The following is a 22,882-nucleotide window of genomic DNA, read 5'->3' on the forward strand; positions in this document are numbered from 1 at the left end:
TAGAAGGATAATGGGCAAAGCCCCATAGCCATCAACCTAAGAAAAACAAAAATATGCATATATGATATAATTTTAGAAAAAAGTCTAACAAGGAAGGATGTTTAAAATGCCATTATGCATACAAAAATTCAATTATTAAATAAACACTTAAAAGATTTATTTTTAATTGAAACAATAAATAAATTAGCACGCAAAAGTGGTTTTACTCAGTCTTTTAACGAGCGAAGCTAGTTAAAACCCTTCACTCAAATTAGTTTGCAATATTTATAAATTATTATTGAATTAATTTTTAGTGCGACAGCCTCTTAAACTGTTTACTCTAACCCACATAAATTTTGTTTCTTATTTTCACCAGAACGTGCACGAAGTGTAGCTTCAATCTCTTCAAGTGAACGATTGCGTGTTTCAAATACTTTAGAGTGAACAAACCAAATTGCTGCAAAACAAATTAGTCCATAACCAATAAACAAACTACCAGTTCCAAAGTAATTTAATAATGTTGGGAATGTCAATGATACCAACATATTAGCTGCCCAATTGATAACACTACTAAACGAATTACCTAAACCACGAATATTTAGTGGGAATACTTCACCAACCATGATCCACATTACAGGTCCCCAGGTAGCTGAGAAGAAGGCAATATATATAGTTAATGCAATAACACAAATAATTGAAGCAGTAAATGAACCATGAGCGAACTTCATTGAGAAACTCATAACTAGTAATGAAATACCCATTCCAATAGCACCATAAGTTAGCATTTTCTTACGATCAATTTTATCCATAATCACAACAGCTATAGCAGTTATAATAACATTAAATATTCCAATTCCAATATGAGCAAGTAATGCTGCCTGAACTCCAAAGCCAACCTCAGTAAAAATAGTTGGCGCATAATAGAGAACTGTATTACATCCCATAATCTGTTGGAAAATGGCTAAGCCTATACCGATAACTAATGCTGGACGAACAAGTTTACCAAATAGCTCCTTAACTCCACCACTTTTAATTTCAGCTTGTCGCTTAATTTGTATAAGTTCATCTCTAACAGTATCTTCATTATGTTTGTTCATTTGTCCTAATACATCTTCAGCTTCACTAATTCGTCCATCTTTAACTAAAAATCGAGGACTTTCTGGTAATATAAGAGCACCCAAGAAAAGAATTGCAGCTGGAACTGCTGCAAAGCCAAGCATCAAACGCCAACCAATATAAAAACCAGAAAAACTATAGTTAGTTATATATGCTAATAGAATTCCGCTCATAACCATTAGTTGAAATAAACTTGACACAGAACCACGTTTTTTAGCTGGTGCTAATTCTGCCAAGTATGTTGGAATTAAGGCAGAAGAGGCGCCAACTGCAATACCAAGAATAATACGTGATATAATCAATGTCCAAAATTCTGGAGAAAATGCTGATCCAAGTGCTCCTACAAAAAAAATCATGGATGATAACAAAATCAACTTTTTACGACCATACTTATCAGACATAGGTCCAATAATTGCAGAACCAAGAACAGCTCCTAATAATACGGCACTAACAACCCATCCTTGCTGCCATGAACCAAGATGCATTTGATTTTGAATAAATAAAATAGCTCCTGAAATAACTCCAGTATCATACCCAAACAAAAGACCACTAAGTGCACCAAAAATATATACTAAAGAACTATTAATTTTCACTTTCATTAAAACCATCTCCTACTCTTTCATTCATTTAGTCATAAATCTACATATTATTCTTACATAATTAAAGCAATTAAAACGTTTGCATATTAATACCATCGTTATTTTGTTTTAACTAAAACATTGATTATAATTTTTTAATATCTTCAAAGTTCTAGTAAAACGTTATCATTGCATTTAATGTTGTTTATACAATCACCTCTTTTGACAATAATTCTTGCTGCTATTTTAATCAGACTAATTCTATCATTTTAATTCATTGATGAAGTTTACTTTTAGTATTTTTAGTATATCACTTTAAGTAAACTTTTTCAATATACTTTATAAAGTAATTTAATTATCTTAAAAGTATTTTCTATTTACTAACTATAGAACACAGCTAAACTGCTAAAAGCAATCATAATAAGCTTGTAGATATGAGAATTATCAACGTATTCCAATTGCTGTTCTTTATAAAAGTTGTGTGGTCTGAAAGCACCTTATATTTGCAAGCTACTAAAAGTCTACATTGCAAAACACAGTATTGGTTTGCCAGCATAAAAAAATAGCTTATACAGTTAACTCTTTTACAAGTTACTATATAAGCTATTTTTAAAACATTATTATATAATTGGAGGCGCCACCCAGATTTGAACTGGGGGTAAAGGTTTTGCAGACCTCTGCCTTACCACTTGGCTATAGCGCCATAAATAAAATTACCCGGCAACGTCCTACTCTCACACAGGGCCTCCCCTGCACTACCATCGGCGTATTAGTTCTTAACCTTCGTATTCGGAATGGGAACGGGTGTTACAACTAAGCATAGTCACCGGATCAAACTTATTTAGTTTTTCATACTTCTCAGGTGAACCTAAATCCCTCTTAGTTGTAACGCGGGGCAATCCTTATTGCAAATTACAATTTGCTAGATTTCCCGTAAAATGTCATTTAGACATTTTACCAGCTAAGCCATAGTCACCGGATCATATATGTAATTGAAAATACATTGTACTTTCAAAATTGCATAGTAAATTAAGTTTCTAGATTTTTCGAAGCATAGCTGAGAAAAAATCATCATTCATTGTGAACTGTGCATTGTGAATTGTGAACTGAGTCAACTTCCAGTTTGTAGGGATAAATTTGGTATTGGTAATTTAAATATTTCAGCTTGTTTATCTATATATGCATCTTAAGTATGGTATAATCATTTTTAGTATTAAAGATATGCTAGTTAAAGCATGCAGATTAAGATTAAGGAGATAATTTTTAATGGATTTTGAAATTTTTAAAAATAAGTTTTCTAAAGAAAGAGCTAAACAGCTAAATCCATTGGTACTGGCTTTTATTGGTGATGCTGTCTATGAGAACTTTATTAGGATATATTTAGTGGATAAAAATGTAAATATGAACGTACATAAGCTTCATGTAAAGGCTATAGGGTTTGTAAAAGCACATGCTCAAAGTGAATTTATGAAAAAACTTTTAGAAGAGCTTGACGAAGAAGAAGCGCACATATATAAGAGGGGAAGAAATGCTAAATCTGGAACGTCACCTAAGAATGCAGACATACGTGAATATAGAACTGCCACTGGCTTTGAAGCTTTTATTGGATATTTGTACATAACAGAGCAAATGGAAAGATTAAACTACTTTTTGGAGAAGATAATTAATATGGAGTAAAAAGTTACTCATCTATACAAATGTTTTTTAGGGGTGAATTTAATTTGAAGATAACGAATTTTGAAGAAGTAGGTTTAGATAAATTAGAAGAGTGGATAAAAAAAGAAAGAAAAGACAATATAAATAAAGATGATTTAAAAGAACTTTTAAAATATGCAAATGTGTCTTTTGTGTTTGAAGGAATAGATAGAGTTCAAAGTACCCTTCTTTGTGAACTAAAAGCTTCATATGTTCAGCAAAGCCAAAGATATGTTACTATGAAAGAAGATTCCTATATAGTTCCTGAACTTACAGAAGAAGATAATATAAAAGCAAGAGAACTTATAAGCAAAGCTTTTTTATTATACGATAAAATGTCTACTCTTAAGAATGATGAAGCTAAAGGTAGACCAAAGGTTCAAGACTATTTATATGGAATACCTATTGAAGATGCAAGATATATTCTTCCATTAGCGGCTAAAACTAATATTAGTGTAGCTATGAGCGGCGATAAGGTTCTAGATTTATTTTATTTGTTTAATGATTCAAGATATGAAAATATTTTTACAGATATCAAGCGTAAATTTATAAAACTGCTTCCCGATAACCTTGCTTTATTATTAAAAGGATTACGTAAAAAAATAATTATGAAGTTGAAAAAAGCTTTTATAAAGATGAGCTTGAAAAAATAGATAGTAAAAACAATATGATACTTTTAGGTTCATTCAAAAATCTTGATTTAAATGTTGGAGTTGGAGCAATAACAAGTACTCATGCCAAGACACCTTCTGAGGTTATGGAGGTATGGGGGGACGATGCGCTAAAAAAGTCACAGGGGGTAACTGACAGAGTGCTAGGTTATGGACACGATAGTATAGCTGAGCAGGCTAGAACTACCTTTGGAATGATGTGCAGCATGGTTACTTACCATCAGCAAATAAGGCATAGGTTATCTGAGAATTATCGTGAAGAATTGATTGATATTATTAAAGATGTTAATAGGGAAGTGGTTGTCCCAGAAACCGTAAAAAAATCAGCTTTTTATGAAGAGTTTGTGGAGATTGTAAGTGAATTTAAGAATTTTAGATTGCAGGTAGAACAAAAGTATAGTAGCGATATAGCTTTAAGTTTTTTACTGAATTGTGACCAAATCAAACTAGTAATATCTACAAATGCAAGAATAGATGTTAAAATGTTATCAGAGCGAATTTGTTTAAATGCACAATGGGAAATAAGAGAATTATCTACTAAGAAACTTAATGAACTTAGAAAACTTTCAAAAGTACTTTATATAAAAGCACTGCCACCTTGTGTGTACGGAAAGTGCAAAGAGGGAAAATTGACATGTGGTAAACAAATGCTTATGAAGGAAAAGTTTGCGGAATAGTTAACTAGGAGGAGGCGAAAAAAGGTATTCTATAGGTTTTACTACACCACGCATAAAGCATTATGAGCGGCCAGTAAAAAATAATACCTACATTTTTCACATCTTCCTATAGATAGACAACTTGAAACTTTAAAATTGCAATCTCCAAATTTATCCTGATAAACTGGAAGTTGTGAAGTAATAATGCTTCGTCGCGTTAAAAAAATCCTATAAATCTAAGGCTTAAAAATTGTAAAATACTAAGAAATTCAATAACTCGCATACGCTCAAACAGATTGAAATATCTAAGCATTCTACAATTTTTAAACCAAGATTTATTAGAATTTTTTTAAACCGTTCCTTCAGCATTGTTACTTCACCCCCACGGTAATGCAAGGAAAAAATTCCTCCGTACCTACGGAATTTTGACGTGAATCTTTATAATCCTTTATTTAAACAATTTAGCATTTATTTTATTGTAAAATCTCGTATGTAAGCGTCAAAATTTTAGTACCTTTAATATGTTGCAAAACAGTATTAAAATATCCTAGTAGGCAATTTAAAACCTACTAGGATTAATTATTTCTTCTCTTTAATTTTCATATCTTCGGGAATTTTATCAGACCAAGGCATAAGATTCTCTAGAGCTTCACCATCTTTTATATCTATATTTAGTAGATTATCAAAGAGATAAATTAAATACCTTTCCACAACTAAGTTATTAGCCTTGGCAGTCTCAACTATACTATATATGTTAGCACTTGAAGTTGCTCCTTTAGTAGTGTTTGAAAAAAGGAAGTTTTTTCTCCCTATAACAAAAGGTTTAATTGCTCTTTCCGCAGCATTATTATCAACTTCTAGTGATCCATCTAGCAGTACATTTTTTAATCCTGGAAGGTGCTTTTTAGCATACTCAAGAGCTTTACCTAATGGACTTCTTGGAAGAGCATTTAGTATTTCTCTTTCAACGTAGTTAGTGAAATTATCTATAATCGGAGCTAATTTTTCAGCTCTTACTTTAAATCTAATATCATAATAATTTTTCTCACTTGAATAGGTCTCTTTAAGCTCTTTTTCAAGTTTATAAATTTGCTCACAATAATTAAACCCTATTATTCCACGAGAAGTTTTTAGGGCTTCTTCATCTAAGTCTACAATTATATTATGGAAGTATCTTCTTATGTGAGCTAAGCAATATACCCTTGTGGCATTACTAACGGAGTTATACCCGGTATATCCATCAGTTTGCAGAAATCCCTTAAAATCTCCTAGGAAATTCTTAGGACAAGAGCTTGACCTTGTACTCTGATAATCATACAAAATCACTGGTTTTGAATCAGTACCACTCATATATAACCACATATATTTTTTAGAATTAGAATCTTTACCATTATCATTAATAACTTTTAGAGTTGTCTCATCAGCATTAATGTAATTACGGCTAAGCAATTCTTTTTTTATATGGTTATATATTGGCTCTAAAGCCTGTGCGGCAGTCATTGACCAGTTACATAGAGTTTGCCTTGAAAGGGTAGCACCCATCATGTCAAAATAAGTTTCCTGCCTGTAAAGGGGCATAGCGTGCTGATATTTAAGTATAAGAACGTGAGCAATTAGCTCATTAGAAGCCATGCTGTTATAAAAAATAGTTTGCGGAGCAGGTGCTGAAATTATATTACTTTCACCTGTTTCTTTTTCACAAGATTTGCAGGCATAACTATAAGTAACATGTTCCTCAACTATAAGCCTAGCTGGAACATATTTAATAACTTCTTTTCTTGATTTAATTCCGATAGGAATAAGCTCTTCACCACACTCTTTGCAGTTAAGCTCATCACCTTCTAATTTATGTTCAATAACAACTCTTTCTAAATTGGCTAGATTATCTTTTTTTCCTGTATAATTACTTTTCTTAGCTCTTTTATATGTAATTTCTTCTAAAGTAGGCTCTTCAATCTTTGAATCACTATGTTTTTCAGCCTCGTTAAAAAAAGATAGCTGATTAGCATCAACTTGTTCGCTAGATGCTCCAAATATCTTTCTATTTTTATTTGATATAACTCCTTTTAAGAATTCTAACTCATTTTTAAGATTTCTTATTTCTTCATCTTTTGAGCTTAATTCTTTTTCCATTTCCTCAACTTTTTCAATTAATGCTTTTGCTTTTTCATCAAGTTCATTAGTTAAAATTTCGTGATTCATAAGTACCTCTTTAGCTTTATTTGATACATTTATTATACCACAAAACCCCTTGAAAATAAAGGTTTTCAAGAGGTTTTGCTATAAGAATATCAATAATAATTTCCTTGTTTTACAGGTTCAAATTTAGATTTCATCCTGACTTCATAACCTCTTAAAAGCCAGCGTAACTCTTCAACATTTACCTTTAGAGCTTCTTCTGTAGTAGTTGGCCATTTAAAGCGATTAGCTTCTAAGCGATGATAATATAACCAAAATCCTTCATCAAAATGAAGAATTTTTAATTTATCCATTTGTTTATTACAGAAAACAAATAATGCTTTGTCAAAAGGATCTAGCTTAAATTGGTTCTTAACTATCATAACTAACCCATCAATACTTTTCCTTAAATCTGTATAGCCGCAGGCAAGGTAGACTTTTTCTACCTTATCTATATTTAACATCTTAGAGCTAGTTCCTTAATTATTGATGTGATTAAAGCAGCTTCGCTAGTTGGAATAATTATATTAGCATTACCTAATGTAATTTTCACTTCTGCAGAAACATGGGCTTTATCTTCTATATTATCTTGTTTAATATTCAGAGAAACAGCATGAAAAGTAGTTTCTTTAGAATCACCACTGGCTAATCGCCTTTTATGATAATAGAACTGGCTTTTCGAAAGCTTATTTTCCAAACAAAAATCCTTTAAAGTTATCTGGTTTTTACAATCCTCAAATTTATTAATATATTCTTCCCAGGTTACATTATCTAATTTTTTTGAGTTTTATGGGTGGACTTCCAGGAAGAGCTATGAGTATTGTTAGTAGTATAGGAAGGTCAATTATAGGTGGTTTTAACAGTGCAATAAGTTTTATAACATCTCTTCCTAGTAGAGCATTACAATGGGGTCGAGATTTTATAAGCGGTCTAATTAATGGTATAGAAAGTAAAGTAGGGTCTATAGTTAATGCAGTTAGTGGAATAGCTGATACAATAACAAGTTATTTGCATTTTAGTGTTCCAGATGTTGGACCATTAAAAAAATATGAAAGTTGGATGCCAGATTTTATGTACGGCTTAGCGAGTGGAATAAATGCAAATAAAGATATTGTAACTAATGCTATAAATGGTTTAAGCACAGATATGAGCATTGGAGTAAAGACAGCTTCCATACAACAACCCACTTTATCTATGGTTGGGAGTAATAGCACGTCAAAACCAAATGCGAATAGTTCAATTGAAGAATTTAAGAAAGCTATTATTGAGGCTATTATTGAAGCATTAAAAGAGCTTAAACAAAATGATAATGGTAAGTCTAGTAATAATAACGGAAATAGCAATGGGGACTTAATATTTAAGATTAGCGATACTGAGTTTGGAAGAATAGCAATAGCAGCTATAAACAAAGTACAAAGACAAGCTGGAGTAACATTGTTAAAAGTATAGGAGTGAGTAGTAATGGCATTAATTATAAATGGAGTGGCTGTTGCTGCTCCAAAAACATTTCAAGTTGATCTAGTTGATTTAGATAGTGACAGTACGACAAGAAATGCTGCAGGCGTGATTATGCGTGACAGGATAAGACAAATGAGAAAACTAGAATGTGAATGGGGACCACTTACACAAGCTGAAATAAGCACAATTCTTCAAGCAGTAAATCCAACTGGAGTAAGTGTAACTTATCCGGATCCGTATGATGGTGCAGACCAGACAAGAACATTTTATGCTGGTGACAGAACAATTCCTGCATATAACTTTGATAAACAAATATGGCAGGGTTTAAAAATGGATTTAATAGAAGTATAGAGCTTAGAAATAGGCTCTTTTTTGATTTTTTAAAAAGGAATGGTGATAAATATGGATATTAGTACATCAACAAACTTCAACGCAAATATAACTTTAAAAGACGCGAATGGTAATGATACGGTTGTAGCTTATTTGGCTTCTATGTTAGATAGTAATAGTCAGAATTTCAACATAAATGTTAATGTAAGTAATAAAACATTATTTACAACAGCAGGAGCTATAAACACGGTAGGAGAAACAGCACAACAGCAATACACAGAATTTGAAAGTGCAGTAAAAGCAAGAGCTAAAGAGCTTGGATTTACAATATTTGAATAAGAAAGGAGATTGGTATAAATGAATAAAGTTGAAAATCAAGAAGTCAAATTAAACAATGAAGAATTAGATGTCATGATAACAAATCTTATAAATAATATTGATAGATTAAACAAGAGAGTAACCCAATTAGAATTGCAAATTACTAATAAAAATTCTCAGTAAAAATTGAAAGGATTTAACCTCTTTATGTAGAAACATATTGCAAAGGAGGTTAAAAAATGATTGATAAAAATTCAAAGTTTAGTCCAAGTGAAAAGGAGACTTACAGGATAGCAAAAAATTATTGGGATGGGCTTACAAAGAGCAGGGAAAAAATTCTTGAGCATTTAAGCGAAGTAATAAAAAGTAATGCTTCATCTGGCGCATATAGCATTACACAAATGATACCTAAAAAAGATGAAAAATATATAAAGGAAAAGCTTGAAGACGTTGGCTATGAAGTTTTATTCCGAGAAAATCCAAATGATGCAAATATGGATTTTATAATAGTATCATTTAATAAAGAATAATTAACAATAAAAAAGAGCCTAAAGTAAAGGCTCTTTTTTATTGTCTTAAAAGTTAGGAAGGATTGGTATAAATGAGTAAAGTAAAATTAAGTAATAGAAGAATATTAGAGGATAGAGATATATTAGCGGAAATATCAAGAAAGCAGTTGCCTATAAAAGTCAGTTATGCTGTGGCTAAAAATCTTTCCAAGATTAATCACGAGTTGAAAATTTATGATCAAGAGAGAAAAAAGCTTATTGATAAATATGCGGAAAAAGATGAAAAGGGCAAGGTACTTGCAGATGAAAAAGGTCAAGTCCAATTTAGAGATAAAGCTGGATGGGATAAAGATATAAATGAGCTTATGGATATAGAAAACGAAGTAGAGATACACACATTCTCAATGGACCTATTAAATAATTTTAATATCTCTCCAGGTGAACTTATGGCAATGGACTACATGATAGAGGAATAAAGCCTCTGAAAGGAGGTAAACTATATGTACAATGTTACACAAGATTTTTTAAACACAATAAAGCAGAATGGTAGACAATTTAAAGGCAGTGTAACAGTTAGAGATACCAGTTTTGATGATAGCAGTATTGTAGAAATAGATCTAGAGGAAAATGTAAAACCTATACTTTTAGCAGTTGATATTCCAGTTGAAATTATAGAACTATTCGATGATGTGCTTTTGCTTTTTGATCCTGGTCTTCTTATCGTACCAGTACTATAATCATATCTATTATTCATTATTGCTAGAGATACTTCCAAATCCTCACCTGTATCATGTCCAGTACCTGAAAATTCTGGCCTATTTCCATTTGCATCTGACATATTTACAGCATTATTTTTGCAATATGAAAACATATTATGTCCCAATAGTTCTCCGGTTTGTCCAACTATTGAATCGGTATTAATAAACCTTCCCCACTCAGGGTTATAGTACCTTGATTGCAAATAATAAAGCCCAGTTTCAGTATCATACCTATACCCTCTATACCTATATGGATTTAGTACTCCTACTGTATCCTTTAAGCTTCCACCTATTGATATAAGTTTACCCCAAAGTATCATAAGTATAGCTTACTACCTGCGTTCCTGTACTGTCAATAAGTCCTATGATGTACTTGATAGTTCTAACCTAAAAACATAGCTGCAAACACTATATACAATATTAAAAAGATGATTTCTGTTTAATTCAGAAATCATCTTTTTAATATTACATATACTTTTTTAATTTTCTTCTGTAACTTTTAAATATAATTTTTCCAAATGCCATCTTCAGCTGCATATTCTTCATATTGCTGATCTAATTTTATCGCTACTTTAAGATAATCAATTGATATTTTAAAATCATTTAGCTTTACACACACTAATGCTAAATTATAATAAGCATCGGCATACTCTGGATTAATAGAAATTGCTTTTAAAAACATTTTTTTCGCTTCATCAAATTCTCTTATAGCACATAAAAATTGACCTTTCATATTGTATGCTACATCATAATTTAAATCTAACCTTAAAGCTTTATCACAGCATTCTATAGCTTCCTTAAATTTTTTGATTCTTCCTTGTGAATCAGCCTTAAATACATAAACTTCTTTACTTGGCATAATTCTAAGTGAGCTATTAAAACTCTCTATCGCTTCTTTATGTCTTCCAAGCGACTGCAGCGCGAAACCTTTATTCATATATATTGTGCTATTTTTATTATTAACCTCTAAAGCATTATCATAATATATTAAGGATTCAGTATAATTTCCCATGCAATCATAACAATACCCAATGGAATTATATACATTTCCGTAATCATAACAACCAGTTTCTATTACTTTATTATAAATTAAAATTGCCTTATTAAAATCTTTATTTTTACATTTTTTATCAGCCAGTTCTAATAACTTTTTTACTTTATTTGTTACCCTTAAATCATATCCTCTCTCTTCTATAAATGCTTTCACTAACTTTTTTGATTTACCTTCAGCAGTTTTCTCACAAAAATCTGCTTTTTCAATCCACTGAAAATAATGAATTATCTCATGAGCTATAGACCCTAATATAGATTTTCTAAAATCATTAATATCAGCCAAATCAGCTTTATGATTTTTAATTTCTACTCTAATGTAAGGATTATACTCATGATTATCAGGTGCAAAAAATGATGCCCAAAAATCTTGTTTATCCTTTGCCTTGCTTTTAAATTCGTTTCTTACATATACAGTAACACCTATTTCGAATGTATATTTTTTTCTAATCCACCTTGCAAACTCAATAATTATATCCCTTAACTGTAAATCTATATGACTTTCACACCTAATATTCAATCCAGCATAAGCCATTCAATAATGTCTCCTCTCAATTAATAATATTTAGTATGACCTTTTCTTGATGGTGTATGTTTTTTCATTGGTCTATTTGGATTTTTATTGCTTCTAGATTTAAATTTTTTGTTGTTTACTCGCTTTTTTTCATTTACTTCTCGTCCTTGTTTTTTTCTATTGATCCTTCCTACAGGCACATTGTGATTACTTTTACTATTAGTATACATAATTCTCCGACTAGCCCAAGATACAACTTTGTAAGTTCCATATGCCGCAAATCCTATTGCAGTTATACTTAATGCAACTTCTCCAATTCCTGGAACAAAATACAATGCGTATGCAAAACGTCCATCATTATCAGCTTTATTTACTGAATTATTGTTACAATATGCGAACATATTATAATCTAACAAATCTTCATTTGTATCATCTAGCTGGTCAGTATCATCCGCATTAATAAACCTTCCCCACTCCGGATTATAGTATCTACTCTGCAAGTAATAAAGCCCAGTTTCAGTATCATACCTATATCCTCTATACCTATACGGATTTAATACTCCTACTGTATCCTTTAAGCTTCCACCTATTGATATAAGTTTACCCCATGTATCATAAGTATAGCTTACTACCTGCGTTCCTGTACTGCGTCAAACCCTTCACTTTTCACATAAGTGAAAAAGTTAGTCTTTTAACGAGCAAAGCGAGTTAAAACCCTTAACTCCAATTAATTCGCAATATTTATTAATCATGATTTAACAATTTTTAGTGCGACAGCCCCATTTGCATATATTTCCAACCTTGCTCTTTGATTTTTACTTCGCAATATTTTTAGAAGCGTTATTTTTTGGATTATAGTAGTCTCTAACCCATATTTTTATGCTTTCTGTAAGTATTACAACAATCATTATAATAAGAATTATGGATAGGACTGTTAAAGTTATTTTTCCCTGTGGAATATAATTTATAATATTTTCAATAGCAGCGCAAACTGTGGTTGTTCCAACAAAAGCCATTGGAATTATTGTAATAGGCACGTACTTGCCTTTTCCCATTTTGAAAAGTACAGATGTTCCAATAGCAAAAGCTATAGTTGCGAGCATTTGATTTGCTGTACCAAATAGCGGCCATATAGTTGAGATATTTCCAGTATAAAGCAGATATCCCCATGTAACAGACATAAGGCCACTAAAGAATATTACATTGAACCATGAATTTTTATTGCTAAATGGCTTGTATACTTTTCCTAGTAAATCTTGAAGTAAGTACCTTCCTATTCTAGTACCAGAATCTATTGTAGTTAATATAAATAATGCTTCGAACATTATGCAGAAATGATACCAATAAGACATAAGTCCTTTTAAACCAGGAATTTTATAAAATACATATGACATACCTACTGCAAGTGATACAGATCCACCAGGTCTTCCAGCAAGATTTTCACCTACTAAGTGAGATAACATTGGAAGTTCTTTAGGTATCATATTCAATTTTGCAAATAATGCAGGTGCTGAATTAATTGCAAAGTAATCTGAAGTTGGTAAAACTGTTGCGGCAATTAATGCCATAAGAGCTATAAAGGATTCTATAAGCATTGAACCAAAACCTATTGGAAGAATGTCTTTTTCATTGTTTATAAGTTTTGGAGTAGTACCTGTGCTTATAAGTGCATGAAATCCAGATAAAGCACCACAGGCAATTGTTATAAATAGAAAAGGAAATACTTTACCAGGTATTATAGGTCCTCCACCATTTACGAATTTAGTTACGGCAGGCATTTGAATTTGTGGTCTTACGAATATTATACCCACAACAAGTGCGCCAATAACACCTAATTTCATATATGTGCTTAAATAATCTCTAGGTAAAAGTAGCAGCCATACTGGAAGTGCAGCAGCTAAGAAACCATATAGAGCAAGTATTAGAGATAATTGTTTTGCATTAAAAGTAAGTATGTTTCCAAGAAAAGTATCTTTGATTGATGGTCCGAGATAAACTCCTAAAAGTATTAAAAGCATGCCTATTACTGTGGCTTCTGCTATTTTACCAGGCCTTATGAATTTTAAATAAATACCTATAAATATTGCAACTGGTATTGTGAAACCTACAGTGAAAGTACCCCATGGACTATTATAAAGTGAATTTACTATAGGGAGTCCAAGACCTGCCATAGTTATGATAAGTATAAATATTACAGAGATTGATGTTATAAAGCCCATTTTTTCTCCTAAAGTATCTCGTGCAATTTCTGCTATGGATTGTCCATCGTGTCTTACTGATGCAAATAACAACACCATATCATGAACTGCTCCAGCGAGTACACCGCCTATAAGTATCCAAAGTGTACCTGGAAGATAACCAAATTGTGCGGCAAGCACAGGACCTATTAATGGTCCGGCACCTGCAATTGCTGCAAAGTGGTGACCAAGTAGTACCCATTTATTTGTTGGCACATAATCCCTTCCATCATTATGAACTTTTGATGGAACATTTTTTGTTTCATCAAGCACAAGAACTTTTGATGCTATAAAATAACCATAAAGCCTATAACCTATAATTAATACCAATGCACCTATGATTACGAGAACAATTGAATTCATAAAATCACTCCTTAAGTGTATTTTTAATATAGATAAACAGAATGAAAAGTTGAAATTGATAATATCAAGTTTATTCTGCTAAACTGAAATTTGTCGAGCACTATAGTGAAGGGTTTTACGGTGCTGTGCACGTAAAAAGGTGAACTTTTTTATCTTCAATAAAAAGCTAAGGTTGATTTTCCTCCGTTTCCCTACGGAAAATCTTTAACGTATTTAAATTATTTATTTTTCGTAGAGAAACGGAGAAAAAATATTCCTTAACCTTTTGCCGTGGCAAAAAACCTTCACCTTTGACAAGCAAAGCTATGTCAAACCCTTCACTTTTCACATAAGTGAAAAAATTGACAGTTAGTCAAAAGGTTTATTAAAGTTAACCTTTTTTAATCTCATAAAAATAATAATTATTTTTTATTTCTTATTGACATTTCTTAGCTGGACTTGTTTGTTTATATTGTTTAAGCAATTGATTGCAATCAATTATGCTTTGCTTACTTTCATAAATAATTTGTTTTAAAGATTCTTCAGAAATTTCATCGGTTTGTGTAGTGAGAGAAATAACTAAAGATAAATTCATTCCTGAAAGAATATGCAGTTTAGGATAATCCTCTAATAAGGAGATCATTGCTGTGTTAACACTTCCTCCAAAAATATCTGTTAATATGAAGATATTATTTTGATTATATTTTTCTTTAATTGTTTTTTCTACTTCACTTTTAATAGTTGTATGTTCATCTCTATAGGATGAGAAAGCCTCAATCATGGATACATCTCCGATAATCATACTTAGGGTATCTTTCATACCTTTTGCTAGACCACCATGGCTGGCTAAAATAATATATGTCATTACTTAAAACCTCCTTTGCTTTATATTATTAAATATAGCAAGAACCATGCCAAAAAACAGTGGATTAAGGAAAACACTGAAACATCAAGGAATGTAGTGTAAAACAACAGAAAGGCAACACTTTATGATAAAAAATATTAGGTGTTGAAAAAAGTGTTGGTAAATTTGTAGAAAATAATATTTATCATAAAAATTTATTGTTTGAGGTATAAATGGTTAGACTATAAATAAAATATTTGTTTTGTAAGGGGACTACATATGATTATTTTATTGAATATCATAATAGTGTTTCTACTGGTATTTATGAATGGATTTTTTGTAGCAACAGAATTCTCAATGGTTAAAGTGAGAAAATCAAGAATAGAGACACTAGTGTTTGAAGGAAATAAGAATGCAAAATATACTCTTAAAGTAATTAGTAGGCTAAATTCATATTTATCTGCATGCCAGCTTGGAATTACCCTGGCATCTTTGGGATTAGGTTGGATAGGAGAGCCAGCTGTTGCAAGCTTGCTTATGCCTATATTCCACTTGTTTAATATCCCAGATGCTTTAGTGCATTCAATTTCTTTTGTATTGGGCTTTATAGTTATAACAGGTTTTCATATTGTACTTGGTGAACTTGCACCTAAATCCTTGGCAATATTAGGTACAGAAAAAATAGCGATGTACACAGCACTGCCGCTTATTACCTTTTATAAAGTAACTTATCCTATAATGTGGCTTTTTAACCATAGTACAAATTTAGTTTTAAAGTTATTTGGGCTTACTCAAGTAGAGGAGCATGAGGAAGCTCATACAGACGAGGAAATAAAGCTGCTTGTTGAGGAAAGTTATAAGCATGGATTAATAGATCAAACCGAACTTACTTTTGTGGATAATATATTTGATTTTTCAGAGAAAACAGCAAAGGAAATAATGATACCGCGTACCGATATGGAATGTATATTTATTGAAGATTCCTTTGATGAAATAATAGAAACTACTTTAAAATCTCAACTTACAAGGTATCCAGTATGTAAAGAAAGCAAGGATAACATAATTGGTTTCATACATATTAAAGATTTATATAGGCAAAAAATTGAGGGGAATAATAAAGGTATTAAGGATATTATTCGTGAAATTAAATTTGTTCCAGAATCTATTTCAATAAGCGAACTTTTTAAGGATTTTCAAAAAGAAAAAATGCAAATGGCAATAATAATTGATGAGTATGGTGGAACCTCAGGCTTAGTTACAGCAGAGGATATATTAGAGGAGATTGTTGGAGAGATTCAAGATGAATTTGATGAAGAAGAAGGAGAAGAGATAAATAAAACAGAGGATGGTAATTATATTGTTGATGGAAAAGTTATTATTGAGGATATAAATGAGCTTCTTAAAATCAATATTGAAGAGGAAAATATTGATACTATAGGTGGATGGGTTTATTCAAAATTAGATTCGTATCCCCAAGTTAATGATAAGGTTAGCTATGAAGGACATGAATTTATAATACTTAAATGCAATAGAAAACGAATTAGTAAAATATTAATTAATAATACTTCAGAAGATTAAATGTAGATAGACCACTTGGAAGGTTGAAATTGTTAATACTAAGTTCATCTTGATAAATTGGAATTTGTCGAGCTGAGTGAAGGGTTTTAATTGGCCCTGCTCATTAAAAAACTAACTTTTCACTTATGTGAAAAGTGAAGGGTTTGACATAGCTTTGCTTGTCAAAGGTGAAGGTTTTTGCCACGGCAAAAGGTTAAGGAATATTTTTCTCCGTTTCTCTACGAAAAATATAGAAGTAGTGTTGTTAATCTAGAGTTTGCGCGAGAGCGCATTTGACTTCAAAAAACAAAATACATGACGATGTTAAGAAAACTAAAATAGAAGTAGTCTTGTTAATCTAGAGTTTGCGCGAGAGCGCATTTGACTTCAAAAAACAAAATACATGACGATGTTAAGAAAATTAAGATAGAAGTAGTCTTGTTAATCTAGAGTTTGCGCGAGAGCGCATTTGACTTACTTATTAAATGCATTTAAGTCAGATTATGGTGAACGATTCTTAATTAAATTGAAAATTATATGAAGTTTCGCTATAAAATATACTCATATGACAAAAAAGTTAATAATATGTTAAAAAAAACTTTTTTTTATATAAAAAGTATATTGTGGTATAATAATTGTAGTTATGTAAAATAATTTTGTAAAAAAAAGATAAAGATAAGCGGGGAGAAAATAATGATCGAATTTAAAAACGTAAGTAAGGTTTACGGTAATGACGTAACTGCTCTTTCGGATGTAAATGTCTCTATAGATAGAGGAGAATTTGTATTTGTTGTAGGAGCAAGCGGTGCAGGAAAGTCAACTTTTATAAAATTATTGATGAAAGAAATTGAACCGACAAAAGGAAATATAATAGTAAATGATACAGATATTACAACATTGAAAAGAAAGCAAATACCTTATTATAGAAGAAAAATTGGAATGGTATTTCAGGATTACAGGCTTATTCCAACATTAAGCGTATATGAAAATGTAGCTTTTGCAATGAGAATTGTTGAGGCAGGTTCTAGGGAAATAAAAAAAAGGGTTCCTCTTGTATTGTCACTTGTAGGTTTATCCGATAAACATAATGATTTTCCAAATCAACTTTCAGGTGGAGAACAGCAGAGAGTTGCATTGGCAAGGGCTATAGTTAATAATCCTTCATTTCTTATAGCTGACGAACCTACTGGAAACCTTGATCCAGAGACTGCAATGGAAATTGTGAATTTAATAAGCGATATTAATAAAGCTGGTACAACAGTAATTATGGCTACTCATGCAGAGCAAATAGTAAACCATATGAAAAAGCGTGTTATAGCTGTTGAAAATGGAACTATTGTAAGAGATGAACGAAAGGGAAGATATTATTATGAAGACTAGTACATTAAGATTATTTTTTATCGATGCATTAAAAAGTATAAAAAGAAATAAAACTTTGAGTACAGTATCATCAGCAACGGTAGCAGCTACACTTTTTATACTTGGAATTTTATTTTTAATATTGTTAAATGTTAGAAGTGGTATTGGTGATGTTGAATCACAAATACAGGTCCAAGTTTATTTAAAAAATGATATTACTATAGATCAACAGACAGCTATATTAAGCAAAATAACTAGTACAAGTGGTATAACAAACGTACAATTTGAAAGCAAGGATGAAGCTTTTCAAAAGTTTAAAAAGCAATTAGGTAATAAAAATAAGTCATTAGTGGACGGGCTTGATGCTTCAACTACTATGCCAAGTTCATACATAATTAGTTTAGCTAGTCCTACTTATTCATCAGTTGTTGTAAAGGCTTTGGAAAGTAATGGAACACCAATTCCTGGAATAGATAAAATAAATGATGGAAGAGAGCTTGTAAATAAGATTATTTCAATAACTAATACTATAAAATGGGTAGGTATTGTTATATTTTTAATTTTAATTGGAGTTTCACTATTTTTAATAGGAAATACTATAAAGTTAGCAGTATATTCAAGAAGAAGAGAAATAGGTATAATGAAATATATAGGTGCCACAGACTGGTTTATAAGGCTTCCTTTTGTAATAGAAGGAATGATACTTGGTTTTATAGGGTCTATAGTTTCGACTGTAATTGTATATTATGTTTACACAATATTTTATTCTAAAGTATCAAGCAGCTTTATGATGAGTTCACTTATATCATCATCATATGTATGGACATCAATGTCATGGGAATTTATACTTGCAGGAATGTTTATTGGAGCACTAGGAAGTATTCTTTCTATAAGAAAGTTTTTAGAGGTATAACTTAAAAATGTTTTATACTTTGTTTCAGGTAGATGAGTAAGAAGATCATCTGCCTGAAATTTGTTTTATATGGGTGTAAAAAAAAGGGTGCTTATTTAAATTAAAACCTAAATATAAAGTATTAAGTACCATACTGATAATATATAGTGTTTGTTCCATCACTTTCAGAAGTTACTTCATCACCATTTAAGGTGTAATTTGTAGTGACTCCATTTACTGTTTTTTGTGTCCTTATGCCATCCTCATTATATTTATAGTTTATTGTTTTCCCATTTCCAGACATTCCAGAAAGCTGTCTTCCCTGCTGCCAGGTATAAGTGTAGGTTCCATCGTTTAGTGGATTTCCTATGGCATCATAGGTTATATTTTTTCCATTATAACTTGTCAGCTTATCCTTCCAGTTTGTATCGCCATAACCGTAGGTTATAGTTTTTTCAATTAAAAAAAACGTCAACAAATACTATACTAATACCAGTTGACGTTTTGCCATTAACTCTAACTATATTTTATACTTACCTATAAAGATACTGTATTTTAATTAATTCTTAAGCAATTGTAATATTTGCTTCTTTACTTTTGGTTTTTTAACCTCCATTATTGTCCTGCCTTTTTTATCTTTTGTATTTTTATCAGCACCATATTTTAATAAAATTTTTACAATTTCTATATTTCCATTAAGTGCTGCATTAAAAAGCGGTGTCATTCCATCATCATCTTTGGCCTCTATATTAGCTTTGTTTTTTAATAAAATTTCGGCTACATTACTTTTATTCCATACACATGCAATATTTAAAGGCGTACAATTACCAATTTCTTTATTTGTTAAATCTATGTCAATATTTTTACTTATAAAATATTCCACAATTTCTGAATAACCCTCACTTGCCGCTAAATATAACGGTGTAATTCCCTCATCATCTCTTATATCTAACTTTGCGCCATTTTGTTCCAATAACTTTATAATTTCTAAATGGCCTTCTTGTGTTGCAAAGTGGACAGGCGTATAATTTCCAGCGCATCCTTTATTAACATCCACTCCATTTTTTATAAGAAATTTTACTACTTCATATTTTCCAGAGGCAGCCGCATAACCAAGTGAGGCAAAATCTTCTTTTACTACATTATATCCTTTATCAATTAGCATTTTTACAACATCTAAATTTCCTTCAGAACATGCAAGTTCAAAAGGTAAATAACTATTATAAGCTCTTTTGCGTATATCTGCTCCCATAGTTACAAGATATTTGGCTAGCTCATTGTGCCCCTCTTGAATAGCCCATAAAAGAGGCGTAAAACCTTCTTCATCACCTATATTTATATCAACTCCTTGTGTCAAATATCCCTTTACATTTTCAAGTTCTCCATATGCACAGGCTTTAAATATTCCTTTTAAATTGCTCATATATTACTCACCTCTTTAATAATAATAAAAATGATCATGTGAAGAATATCCTTTTGGTGTAGTTCTTTGAGCCTTTGGGACATTAGGATGATAATGCCAACCACCGCCGTGATTTTCTGGTCCACGTGGTTTCCTTCCCTTACCTGCTCTTGTAGCTCGCTGTTTTGCTTCCTTCCTTGATTTACATTTAACCCTTCTAGCTGGTGGACTCTTGCTTCTTATTTTGCTTGCAAAATTGTAGTTTCTTATTCTATTTCTGACGCGTGATAATATCTTATAAGTTCCATATGCTGCAAATCCTACTGCAGTTATACCTAGTAGAACTGCTCCAATTCCTGGAACAAAATACAATGCGTATGCAAAACGCCCATCATTATCAGCTTTATTTACTGAATTATTGTTACAATATGTGAACATATTATAATCTAACAAATCTTCATTTGTATCATCTAGCTGGTCAGTATCATCCGCATTAATAAACCTGCCCCACTCCGGATTATAATATCTACTCTGCAAGTAATAAAACCCAGTTTCAGTATCATACCTATATCCTCTATACCTATATGGATTTAATACTCCTACTGTATCCTTTAAGCTTCCACTTATTGATATAAGTTTACCCCAAGTATCATAAGTATAGCTTACTACCTGCGTTCCTGTACTGTCAATAAGTCCTATTATATCTCCTTGTGCATTTCTTATATAATAGTAATTGTTACCATTAAGGTTCATTTTCAAAACATTATTTGAAGTACCATACTGATAATATATAGTGTTTGTTCCATCACTTTCTACTACGCTTGGTGGTTTGTTACAAGACTTCTTGGCAATTACCTTGACTGGACTTTCACCAGTTAGTATAGTCCAGCTTAGCTGGACGCACGAGCATTAGCGAGTTATTGAAATTTCTTAGAATTTTTAGAATTTGCCCCTTAGATTTATGAATTTTATTTAATGTTATGAAATATCATTACTTCACATTATTTCATCTAGAGATTTTTGTTTTGTTTCAACTCCTAAAACGGCAATAACAAAAGCTACTAATATAAGTATAATTGCAAGTGTTATAAAAACAATCTTGGTATTATAATTTTTGAGTATCCATGCAACTCCATAAGGACTAAATATAGTTGCAAGTCTTCCCATGGCATTGCAAAATCCTGATCCCCTCATTCTTACATTGGTAGGAAATAATTCGGGAACATAGATGGCAAGACCAAGTGTAAGTAATACATATATAATTACAGTTAATAAAAATCCTATTACTAATATCATCCACATGATATTTTGTAAAGCATATGCATATCCAAGTGCACCAGCTGCAAGCATAAATATAGTTAGACACCATTTACGTCCAAATTTATCTACAATAAAACTGCCAATTAAAGCTCCAAGGGGTGCACCTACCATCATTATAGTTGTATATCCCAAAGACTTGGAAACATTTATGCCTTTTCTTAAGAAAAATGTAGGTGCCCAGCTTACAAAAGTATATATTAAAGTATTTATTGCAATTAGAACTATACACCCCACAATAGTTCTTGCAATCATATTTTTGCTGAATAAATCATAAAATTTTCCTTCATACTTATTTTTACCTTTTCTTATAACACGAGGTTGAGATATAGAATTACCTAATTCCTTTTCTGCTTCATTGTAAAATATATCGACCACAGCTTGTGCATCTTTTTCCATTCCCTTTGATTCGTACCATCTTGGAGATTCAGGCATACTTTTTCTAAGATACCATACAATCAAAGAAAATATCCCTACAAATACAAACATCCATCTCCATCCAAATCTAGGTATTATAATATATCCTAGAAACGCAGCTGCTGGAGTAGAACAGTTTGTTATAAGAGAAAGCATGGATACCCATTTTCCCCTTGTCTTTGACGGTACAAATTCTGCCAGCAGTGCATATCCTGTAACAATTTCAGCACCAAGTCCAATCCCCATTATTCCTCTACAAACTATTAAAAAAATCATACTAGGAGAAAATGCTGCCACAAGAGATGCTCCTCCAAATATTAAAAGATTTAATTGATAAGAGAATTTACGTCCTAAACTATCTCCCAAAAATCCAGTAAGCAGCGAACCTATTAAAAGTCCTAAAAAAGTTACAGAGATAAACATAGCATTTAAGCCAATATTTGACCATCCACTTTTTAATAACACTCCTAAAACTCCACCTGCTAAATATACATCGAAACCATCCAAAAATATTCCAAGCCCTATAAGCCATAGCATCTTATAATGTAATTTAGATACCGGAACGTAATCCATTTTTTCAGAAATATAATCAACCGCTTCCATTAGAATACCTCCATTTAATAAGCACAAAATTAATTTAATATATAATTTCACTGGCCAGTAAAAATTATTTTCTAAAATCAAGCATAAAAAATAGACCTTTCC

At 31.4% G+C, this 22,882-nt stretch carries 24 protein-coding genes, 1 tRNA gene, 1 rRNA gene, 2 pseudogenes and 1 other annotated feature (1 of these 29 running past the window's edge); of the genes and pseudogenes, 13 read left to right on the forward strand and 15 right to left on the reverse strand.

Translation table 11 applies throughout. From position 1 onward, the window contains the following. Positions 1–314: 314 nt before the first annotated feature. The 3 genes from AGR56_RS18880 to rrf all read right to left on the reverse strand — a co-directional run bounded on the left by AGR56_RS18880 (position 315) and on the right by rrf (position 2,504). Positions 315–1,694: a sugar porter family MFS transporter gene (locus tag AGR56_RS18880; RefSeq protein ID WP_053243599.1), complete on the reverse strand. Its 1,380-nt coding sequence runs from the start codon at positions 1,692–1,694 to the stop codon at positions 315–317. A gap of 608 nt (positions 1,695–2,302) precedes the next feature. Further along, positions 2,303–2,376: transfer RNA gene (locus AGR56_RS18885), tRNA-Cys, on the reverse strand. A gap of 12 nt (positions 2,377–2,388) precedes the next feature. Next, positions 2,389–2,504, reverse strand: a 5S ribosomal RNA gene (gene rrf, locus AGR56_RS18890). A gap of 435 nt (positions 2,505–2,939) precedes the next feature. Between rrf and AGR56_RS18895 the strand changes: the two genes are divergently transcribed. Genes AGR56_RS18895 through AGR56_RS22440 form a run of 3 tightly spaced genes read left to right on the forward strand, consistent with a single transcriptional unit; the run spans position 2,940 to position 4,716 of the window. Continuing rightward, entirely contained in the window at positions 2,940–3,350 is a 411-nt protein-coding gene (locus AGR56_RS18895; protein WP_053243600.1) for a ribonuclease III domain-containing protein, read from the forward strand. Between the two features lie 44 nt (positions 3,351–3,394). Then, complete coding sequence (locus AGR56_RS22435) at positions 3,395–4,021, forward strand: FAD-dependent thymidylate synthase (RefSeq protein ID WP_242851607.1); 627 nt, start codon at positions 3,395–3,397, stop codon at positions 4,019–4,021. 14 nt (positions 4,022–4,035) lie between these two features. After that, the gene (locus AGR56_RS22440; protein ID WP_242851608.1) at positions 4,036–4,716 is read left to right on the forward strand and encodes an FAD-dependent thymidylate synthase; all 681 of its coding nucleotides are present in this window, start codon (positions 4,036–4,038) and stop codon (positions 4,714–4,716) included. A gap of 558 nt (positions 4,717–5,274) precedes the next feature. On the opposite strand, the gene AGR56_RS18905 is transcribed toward AGR56_RS22440, so the two are convergent. The 3 genes from AGR56_RS18905 to AGR56_RS18915 all read right to left on the reverse strand — a co-directional run bounded on the left by AGR56_RS18905 (position 5,275) and on the right by AGR56_RS18915 (position 7,570). Next, entirely contained in the window at positions 5,275–6,897 is a 1,623-nt protein-coding gene (locus AGR56_RS18905; protein WP_053243601.1) for an IS66 family transposase, read from the reverse strand. Positions 6,898–6,986: 89 nt separating this feature from the next. Beyond that, positions 6,987–7,337, reverse strand: a complete 351-nt coding sequence (tnpB, locus tag AGR56_RS18910; protein WP_053243602.1) for an IS66 family insertion sequence element accessory protein TnpB — start codon at positions 7,335–7,337, stop codon at positions 6,987–6,989. Further along, a complete protein-coding gene (locus AGR56_RS18915) occupies positions 7,331–7,570 on the reverse strand; it encodes a hypothetical protein (protein ID WP_053243603.1) in 240 nt (79 codons plus the stop codon). Before AGR56_RS18915 ends, tnpB begins: the two co-directional genes overlap by 7 nt. 116 nt (positions 7,571–7,686) lie before the next feature. Here AGR56_RS18915 and AGR56_RS18920 point away from each other — a divergent pair, with 116 nt between their 5' ends. The 7 genes from AGR56_RS18920 to AGR56_RS22445 all read left to right on the forward strand — a co-directional run bounded on the left by AGR56_RS18920 (position 7,687) and on the right by AGR56_RS22445 (position 10,225). After that, entirely contained in the window at positions 7,687–8,322 is a 636-nt protein-coding gene (locus AGR56_RS18920) for a hypothetical protein (RefSeq protein WP_157055849.1), read from the forward strand. A gap of 12 nt (positions 8,323–8,334) precedes the next feature. Next, positions 8,335–8,682, forward strand: a complete 348-nt coding sequence (locus AGR56_RS18925) for a DUF6711 family protein (protein WP_053243605.1) — start codon at positions 8,335–8,337, stop codon at positions 8,680–8,682. Between the two features lie 51 nt (positions 8,683–8,733). Continuing rightward, positions 8,734–9,000, forward strand: coding sequence for a hypothetical protein (locus AGR56_RS18930; protein WP_053243606.1), 267 nt, complete (start codon positions 8,734–8,736; stop codon positions 8,998–9,000). Between the two features lie 18 nt (positions 9,001–9,018). Further along, the gene (locus AGR56_RS20560; protein ID WP_157055850.1) at positions 9,019–9,162 is read left to right on the forward strand and encodes a hypothetical protein; all 144 of its coding nucleotides are present in this window, start codon (positions 9,019–9,021) and stop codon (positions 9,160–9,162) included. A 56-nt stretch (positions 9,163–9,218) separates the two neighbouring features. Beyond that, positions 9,219–9,509, forward strand: coding sequence for a hypothetical protein (locus tag AGR56_RS18935; protein WP_053243607.1), 291 nt, complete (start codon positions 9,219–9,221; stop codon positions 9,507–9,509). A gap of 71 nt (positions 9,510–9,580) precedes the next feature. After that, positions 9,581–9,964, forward strand: a complete 384-nt coding sequence (locus AGR56_RS18940; protein WP_053243608.1) for a DUF1617 family protein — start codon at positions 9,581–9,583, stop codon at positions 9,962–9,964. Between the two features lie 24 nt (positions 9,965–9,988). After that, positions 9,989–10,225, forward strand: a complete 237-nt coding sequence (locus AGR56_RS22445) for a hypothetical protein (protein WP_242851609.1) — start codon at positions 9,989–9,991, stop codon at positions 10,223–10,225. An 83-nt stretch (positions 10,226–10,308) separates the two neighbouring features. Here the strand turns inward: AGR56_RS22445 and AGR56_RS22450 are convergent. The 5 genes and pseudogenes from AGR56_RS22450 to AGR56_RS18965 form a co-directional block, all read right to left on the reverse strand. After that, a pseudogene (locus AGR56_RS22450) lies at positions 10,309–10,624 on the reverse strand (RHS repeat-associated core domain-containing protein); the annotation flags it as partial. A 121-nt stretch (positions 10,625–10,745) separates the two neighbouring features. After that, positions 10,746–11,831, reverse strand: a complete 1,086-nt coding sequence (locus AGR56_RS18950; protein ID WP_053243610.1) for a tetratricopeptide repeat protein — start codon at positions 11,829–11,831, stop codon at positions 10,746–10,748. 20 nt (positions 11,832–11,851) lie between these two features. Then, positions 11,852–12,415: pseudogene (locus AGR56_RS18955) on the reverse strand (RHS repeat-associated core domain-containing protein); the annotation flags it as partial. 210 nt (positions 12,416–12,625) lie between these two features. Then, entirely contained in the window at positions 12,626–14,410 is a 1,785-nt protein-coding gene (locus tag AGR56_RS18960) for a carbon starvation protein A (protein ID WP_053243612.1), read from the reverse strand. Between the two features lie 415 nt (positions 14,411–14,825). Beyond that, positions 14,826–15,254, reverse strand: a complete 429-nt coding sequence (locus AGR56_RS18965; RefSeq protein WP_053243613.1) for a PTS fructose transporter subunit IIA — start codon at positions 15,252–15,254, stop codon at positions 14,826–14,828. 258 nt (positions 15,255–15,512) lie between these two features. Here AGR56_RS18965 and AGR56_RS18970 point away from each other — a divergent pair, with 258 nt between their 5' ends. From AGR56_RS18970 to ftsX, 3 genes are all read left to right on the forward strand, one after another. Further along, positions 15,513–16,811, forward strand: a complete 1,299-nt coding sequence (locus AGR56_RS18970) for a hemolysin family protein (protein ID WP_053243614.1) — start codon at positions 15,513–15,515, stop codon at positions 16,809–16,811. 672 nt (positions 16,812–17,483) lie between these two features. Continuing rightward, positions 17,484–18,170: a cell division ATP-binding protein FtsE gene (gene ftsE / locus AGR56_RS18975; RefSeq protein WP_053243615.1), complete on the forward strand. Its 687-nt coding sequence runs from the start codon at positions 17,484–17,486 to the stop codon at positions 18,168–18,170. Further along, complete coding sequence (ftsX, locus tag AGR56_RS18980; protein ID WP_053243616.1) at positions 18,160–19,062, forward strand: permease-like cell division protein FtsX; 903 nt, start codon at positions 18,160–18,162, stop codon at positions 19,060–19,062. Before ftsE ends, ftsX begins: the two co-directional genes overlap by 11 nt. A 121-nt stretch (positions 19,063–19,183) precedes the next feature. Here ftsX and AGR56_RS18985 read toward each other — a convergent pair whose 3' ends face one another. The 4 genes from AGR56_RS18985 to AGR56_RS19000 all read right to left on the reverse strand — a co-directional run bounded on the left by AGR56_RS18985 (position 19,184) and on the right by AGR56_RS19000 (position 22,780). Beyond that, complete coding sequence (locus AGR56_RS18985; protein ID WP_198150109.1) at positions 19,184–19,516, reverse strand: hypothetical protein; 333 nt, start codon at positions 19,514–19,516, stop codon at positions 19,184–19,186. An 84-nt stretch (positions 19,517–19,600) separates the two neighbouring features. Beyond that, complete coding sequence (locus AGR56_RS18990) at positions 19,601–20,464, reverse strand: ankyrin repeat domain-containing protein (RefSeq protein WP_053243618.1); 864 nt, start codon at positions 20,462–20,464, stop codon at positions 19,601–19,603. Between the two features lie 15 nt (positions 20,465–20,479). Beyond that, positions 20,480–21,196, reverse strand: a complete 717-nt coding sequence (locus AGR56_RS18995; protein WP_053243619.1) for an RHS repeat-associated core domain-containing protein — start codon at positions 21,194–21,196, stop codon at positions 20,480–20,482. 243 nt (positions 21,197–21,439) lie between these two features. Further along, positions 21,440–22,780 (reverse strand): MFS transporter, encoded by a 1,341-nt coding sequence (locus AGR56_RS19000; RefSeq protein WP_053243620.1) that lies wholly within the window; start codon positions 22,778–22,780, stop codon positions 21,440–21,442. Between the two features lie 100 nt (positions 22,781–22,880). Continuing rightward, positions 22,881–22,882, reverse strand: a binding site (T-box leader); it runs 192 nt beyond the window's last position.

The organism is Clostridium sp. DMHC 10, assembly GCF_001270375.1.
Taxonomy (GTDB): Bacteria; Bacillota; Clostridia; order Clostridiales; family Clostridiaceae; genus Clostridium_S; species Clostridium_S guangxiense.

What these genes read in the sequence shown, in the direction of transcription:
- AGR56_RS18970 (WP_053243614.1), top strand. Translation starts at nt 15,513, where the DNA reads ATGATTATTTTATTGAATATCATAATAGTGTTTCTACTGGTATTTATG.
- ftsE (WP_053243615.1), top strand. Translation starts at nt 17,484, where the DNA reads ATGATCGAATTTAAAAACGTAAGTAAGGTTTACGGTAATGACGTAACT.
- ftsX (WP_053243616.1), top strand. Translation starts at nt 18,160, where the DNA reads ATGAAGACTAGTACATTAAGATTATTTTTTATCGATGCATTAAAAAGT.
- AGR56_RS20560 (WP_157055850.1), top strand. Translation starts at nt 9,019, where the DNA reads ATGAATAAAGTTGAAAATCAAGAAGTCAAATTAAACAATGAAGAATTA.
- AGR56_RS22445 (WP_242851609.1), top strand. Translation starts at nt 9,989, where the DNA reads ATGTACAATGTTACACAAGATTTTTTAAACACAATAAAGCAGAATGGT.
- AGR56_RS18935 (WP_053243607.1), top strand. Translation starts at nt 9,219, where the DNA reads ATGATTGATAAAAATTCAAAGTTTAGTCCAAGTGAAAAGGAGACTTAC.
- AGR56_RS18995 (WP_053243619.1), bottom strand. Translation starts at nt 21,196, where the DNA reads ATGAACCTTAATGGTAACAATTACTATTATATAAGAAATGCACAAGGA.
- AGR56_RS22440 (WP_242851608.1), top strand. Translation starts at nt 4,036, where the DNA reads ATGATACTTTTAGGTTCATTCAAAAATCTTGATTTAAATGTTGGAGTT.
- AGR56_RS18880 (WP_053243599.1), bottom strand. Translation starts at nt 1,694, where the DNA reads ATGAAAGTGAAAATTAATAGTTCTTTAGTATATATTTTTGGTGCACTT.
- AGR56_RS18920 (WP_157055849.1), top strand. Translation starts at nt 7,687, where the DNA reads ATGAGTATTGTTAGTAGTATAGGAAGGTCAATTATAGGTGGTTTTAAC.
- AGR56_RS18940 (WP_053243608.1), top strand. Translation starts at nt 9,581, where the DNA reads ATGAGTAAAGTAAAATTAAGTAATAGAAGAATATTAGAGGATAGAGAT.
- AGR56_RS18925 (WP_053243605.1), top strand. Translation starts at nt 8,335, where the DNA reads ATGGCATTAATTATAAATGGAGTGGCTGTTGCTGCTCCAAAAACATTT.
- AGR56_RS19000 (WP_053243620.1), bottom strand. Translation starts at nt 22,780, where the DNA reads ATGGAAGCGGTTGATTATATTTCTGAAAAAATGGATTACGTTCCGGTA.
- AGR56_RS18960 (WP_053243612.1), bottom strand. Translation starts at nt 14,410, where the DNA reads ATGAATTCAATTGTTCTCGTAATCATAGGTGCATTGGTATTAATTATA.
- tnpB (WP_053243602.1), bottom strand. Translation starts at nt 7,337, where the DNA reads ATGTTAAATATAGATAAGGTAGAAAAAGTCTACCTTGCCTGCGGCTAT.
- AGR56_RS18990 (WP_053243618.1), bottom strand. Translation starts at nt 20,464, where the DNA reads ATGAGCAATTTAAAAGGAATATTTAAAGCCTGTGCATATGGAGAACTT.
- AGR56_RS18930 (WP_053243606.1), top strand. Translation starts at nt 8,734, where the DNA reads ATGGATATTAGTACATCAACAAACTTCAACGCAAATATAACTTTAAAA.
- AGR56_RS18895 (WP_053243600.1), top strand. Translation starts at nt 2,940, where the DNA reads ATGGATTTTGAAATTTTTAAAAATAAGTTTTCTAAAGAAAGAGCTAAA.
- AGR56_RS18950 (WP_053243610.1), bottom strand. Translation starts at nt 11,831, where the DNA reads ATGGCTTATGCTGGATTGAATATTAGGTGTGAAAGTCATATAGATTTA.
- AGR56_RS18965 (WP_053243613.1), bottom strand. Translation starts at nt 15,254, where the DNA reads ATGACATATATTATTTTAGCCAGCCATGGTGGTCTAGCAAAAGGTATG.
- AGR56_RS18905 (WP_053243601.1), bottom strand. Translation starts at nt 6,897, where the DNA reads ATGAATCACGAAATTTTAACTAATGAACTTGATGAAAAAGCAAAAGCA.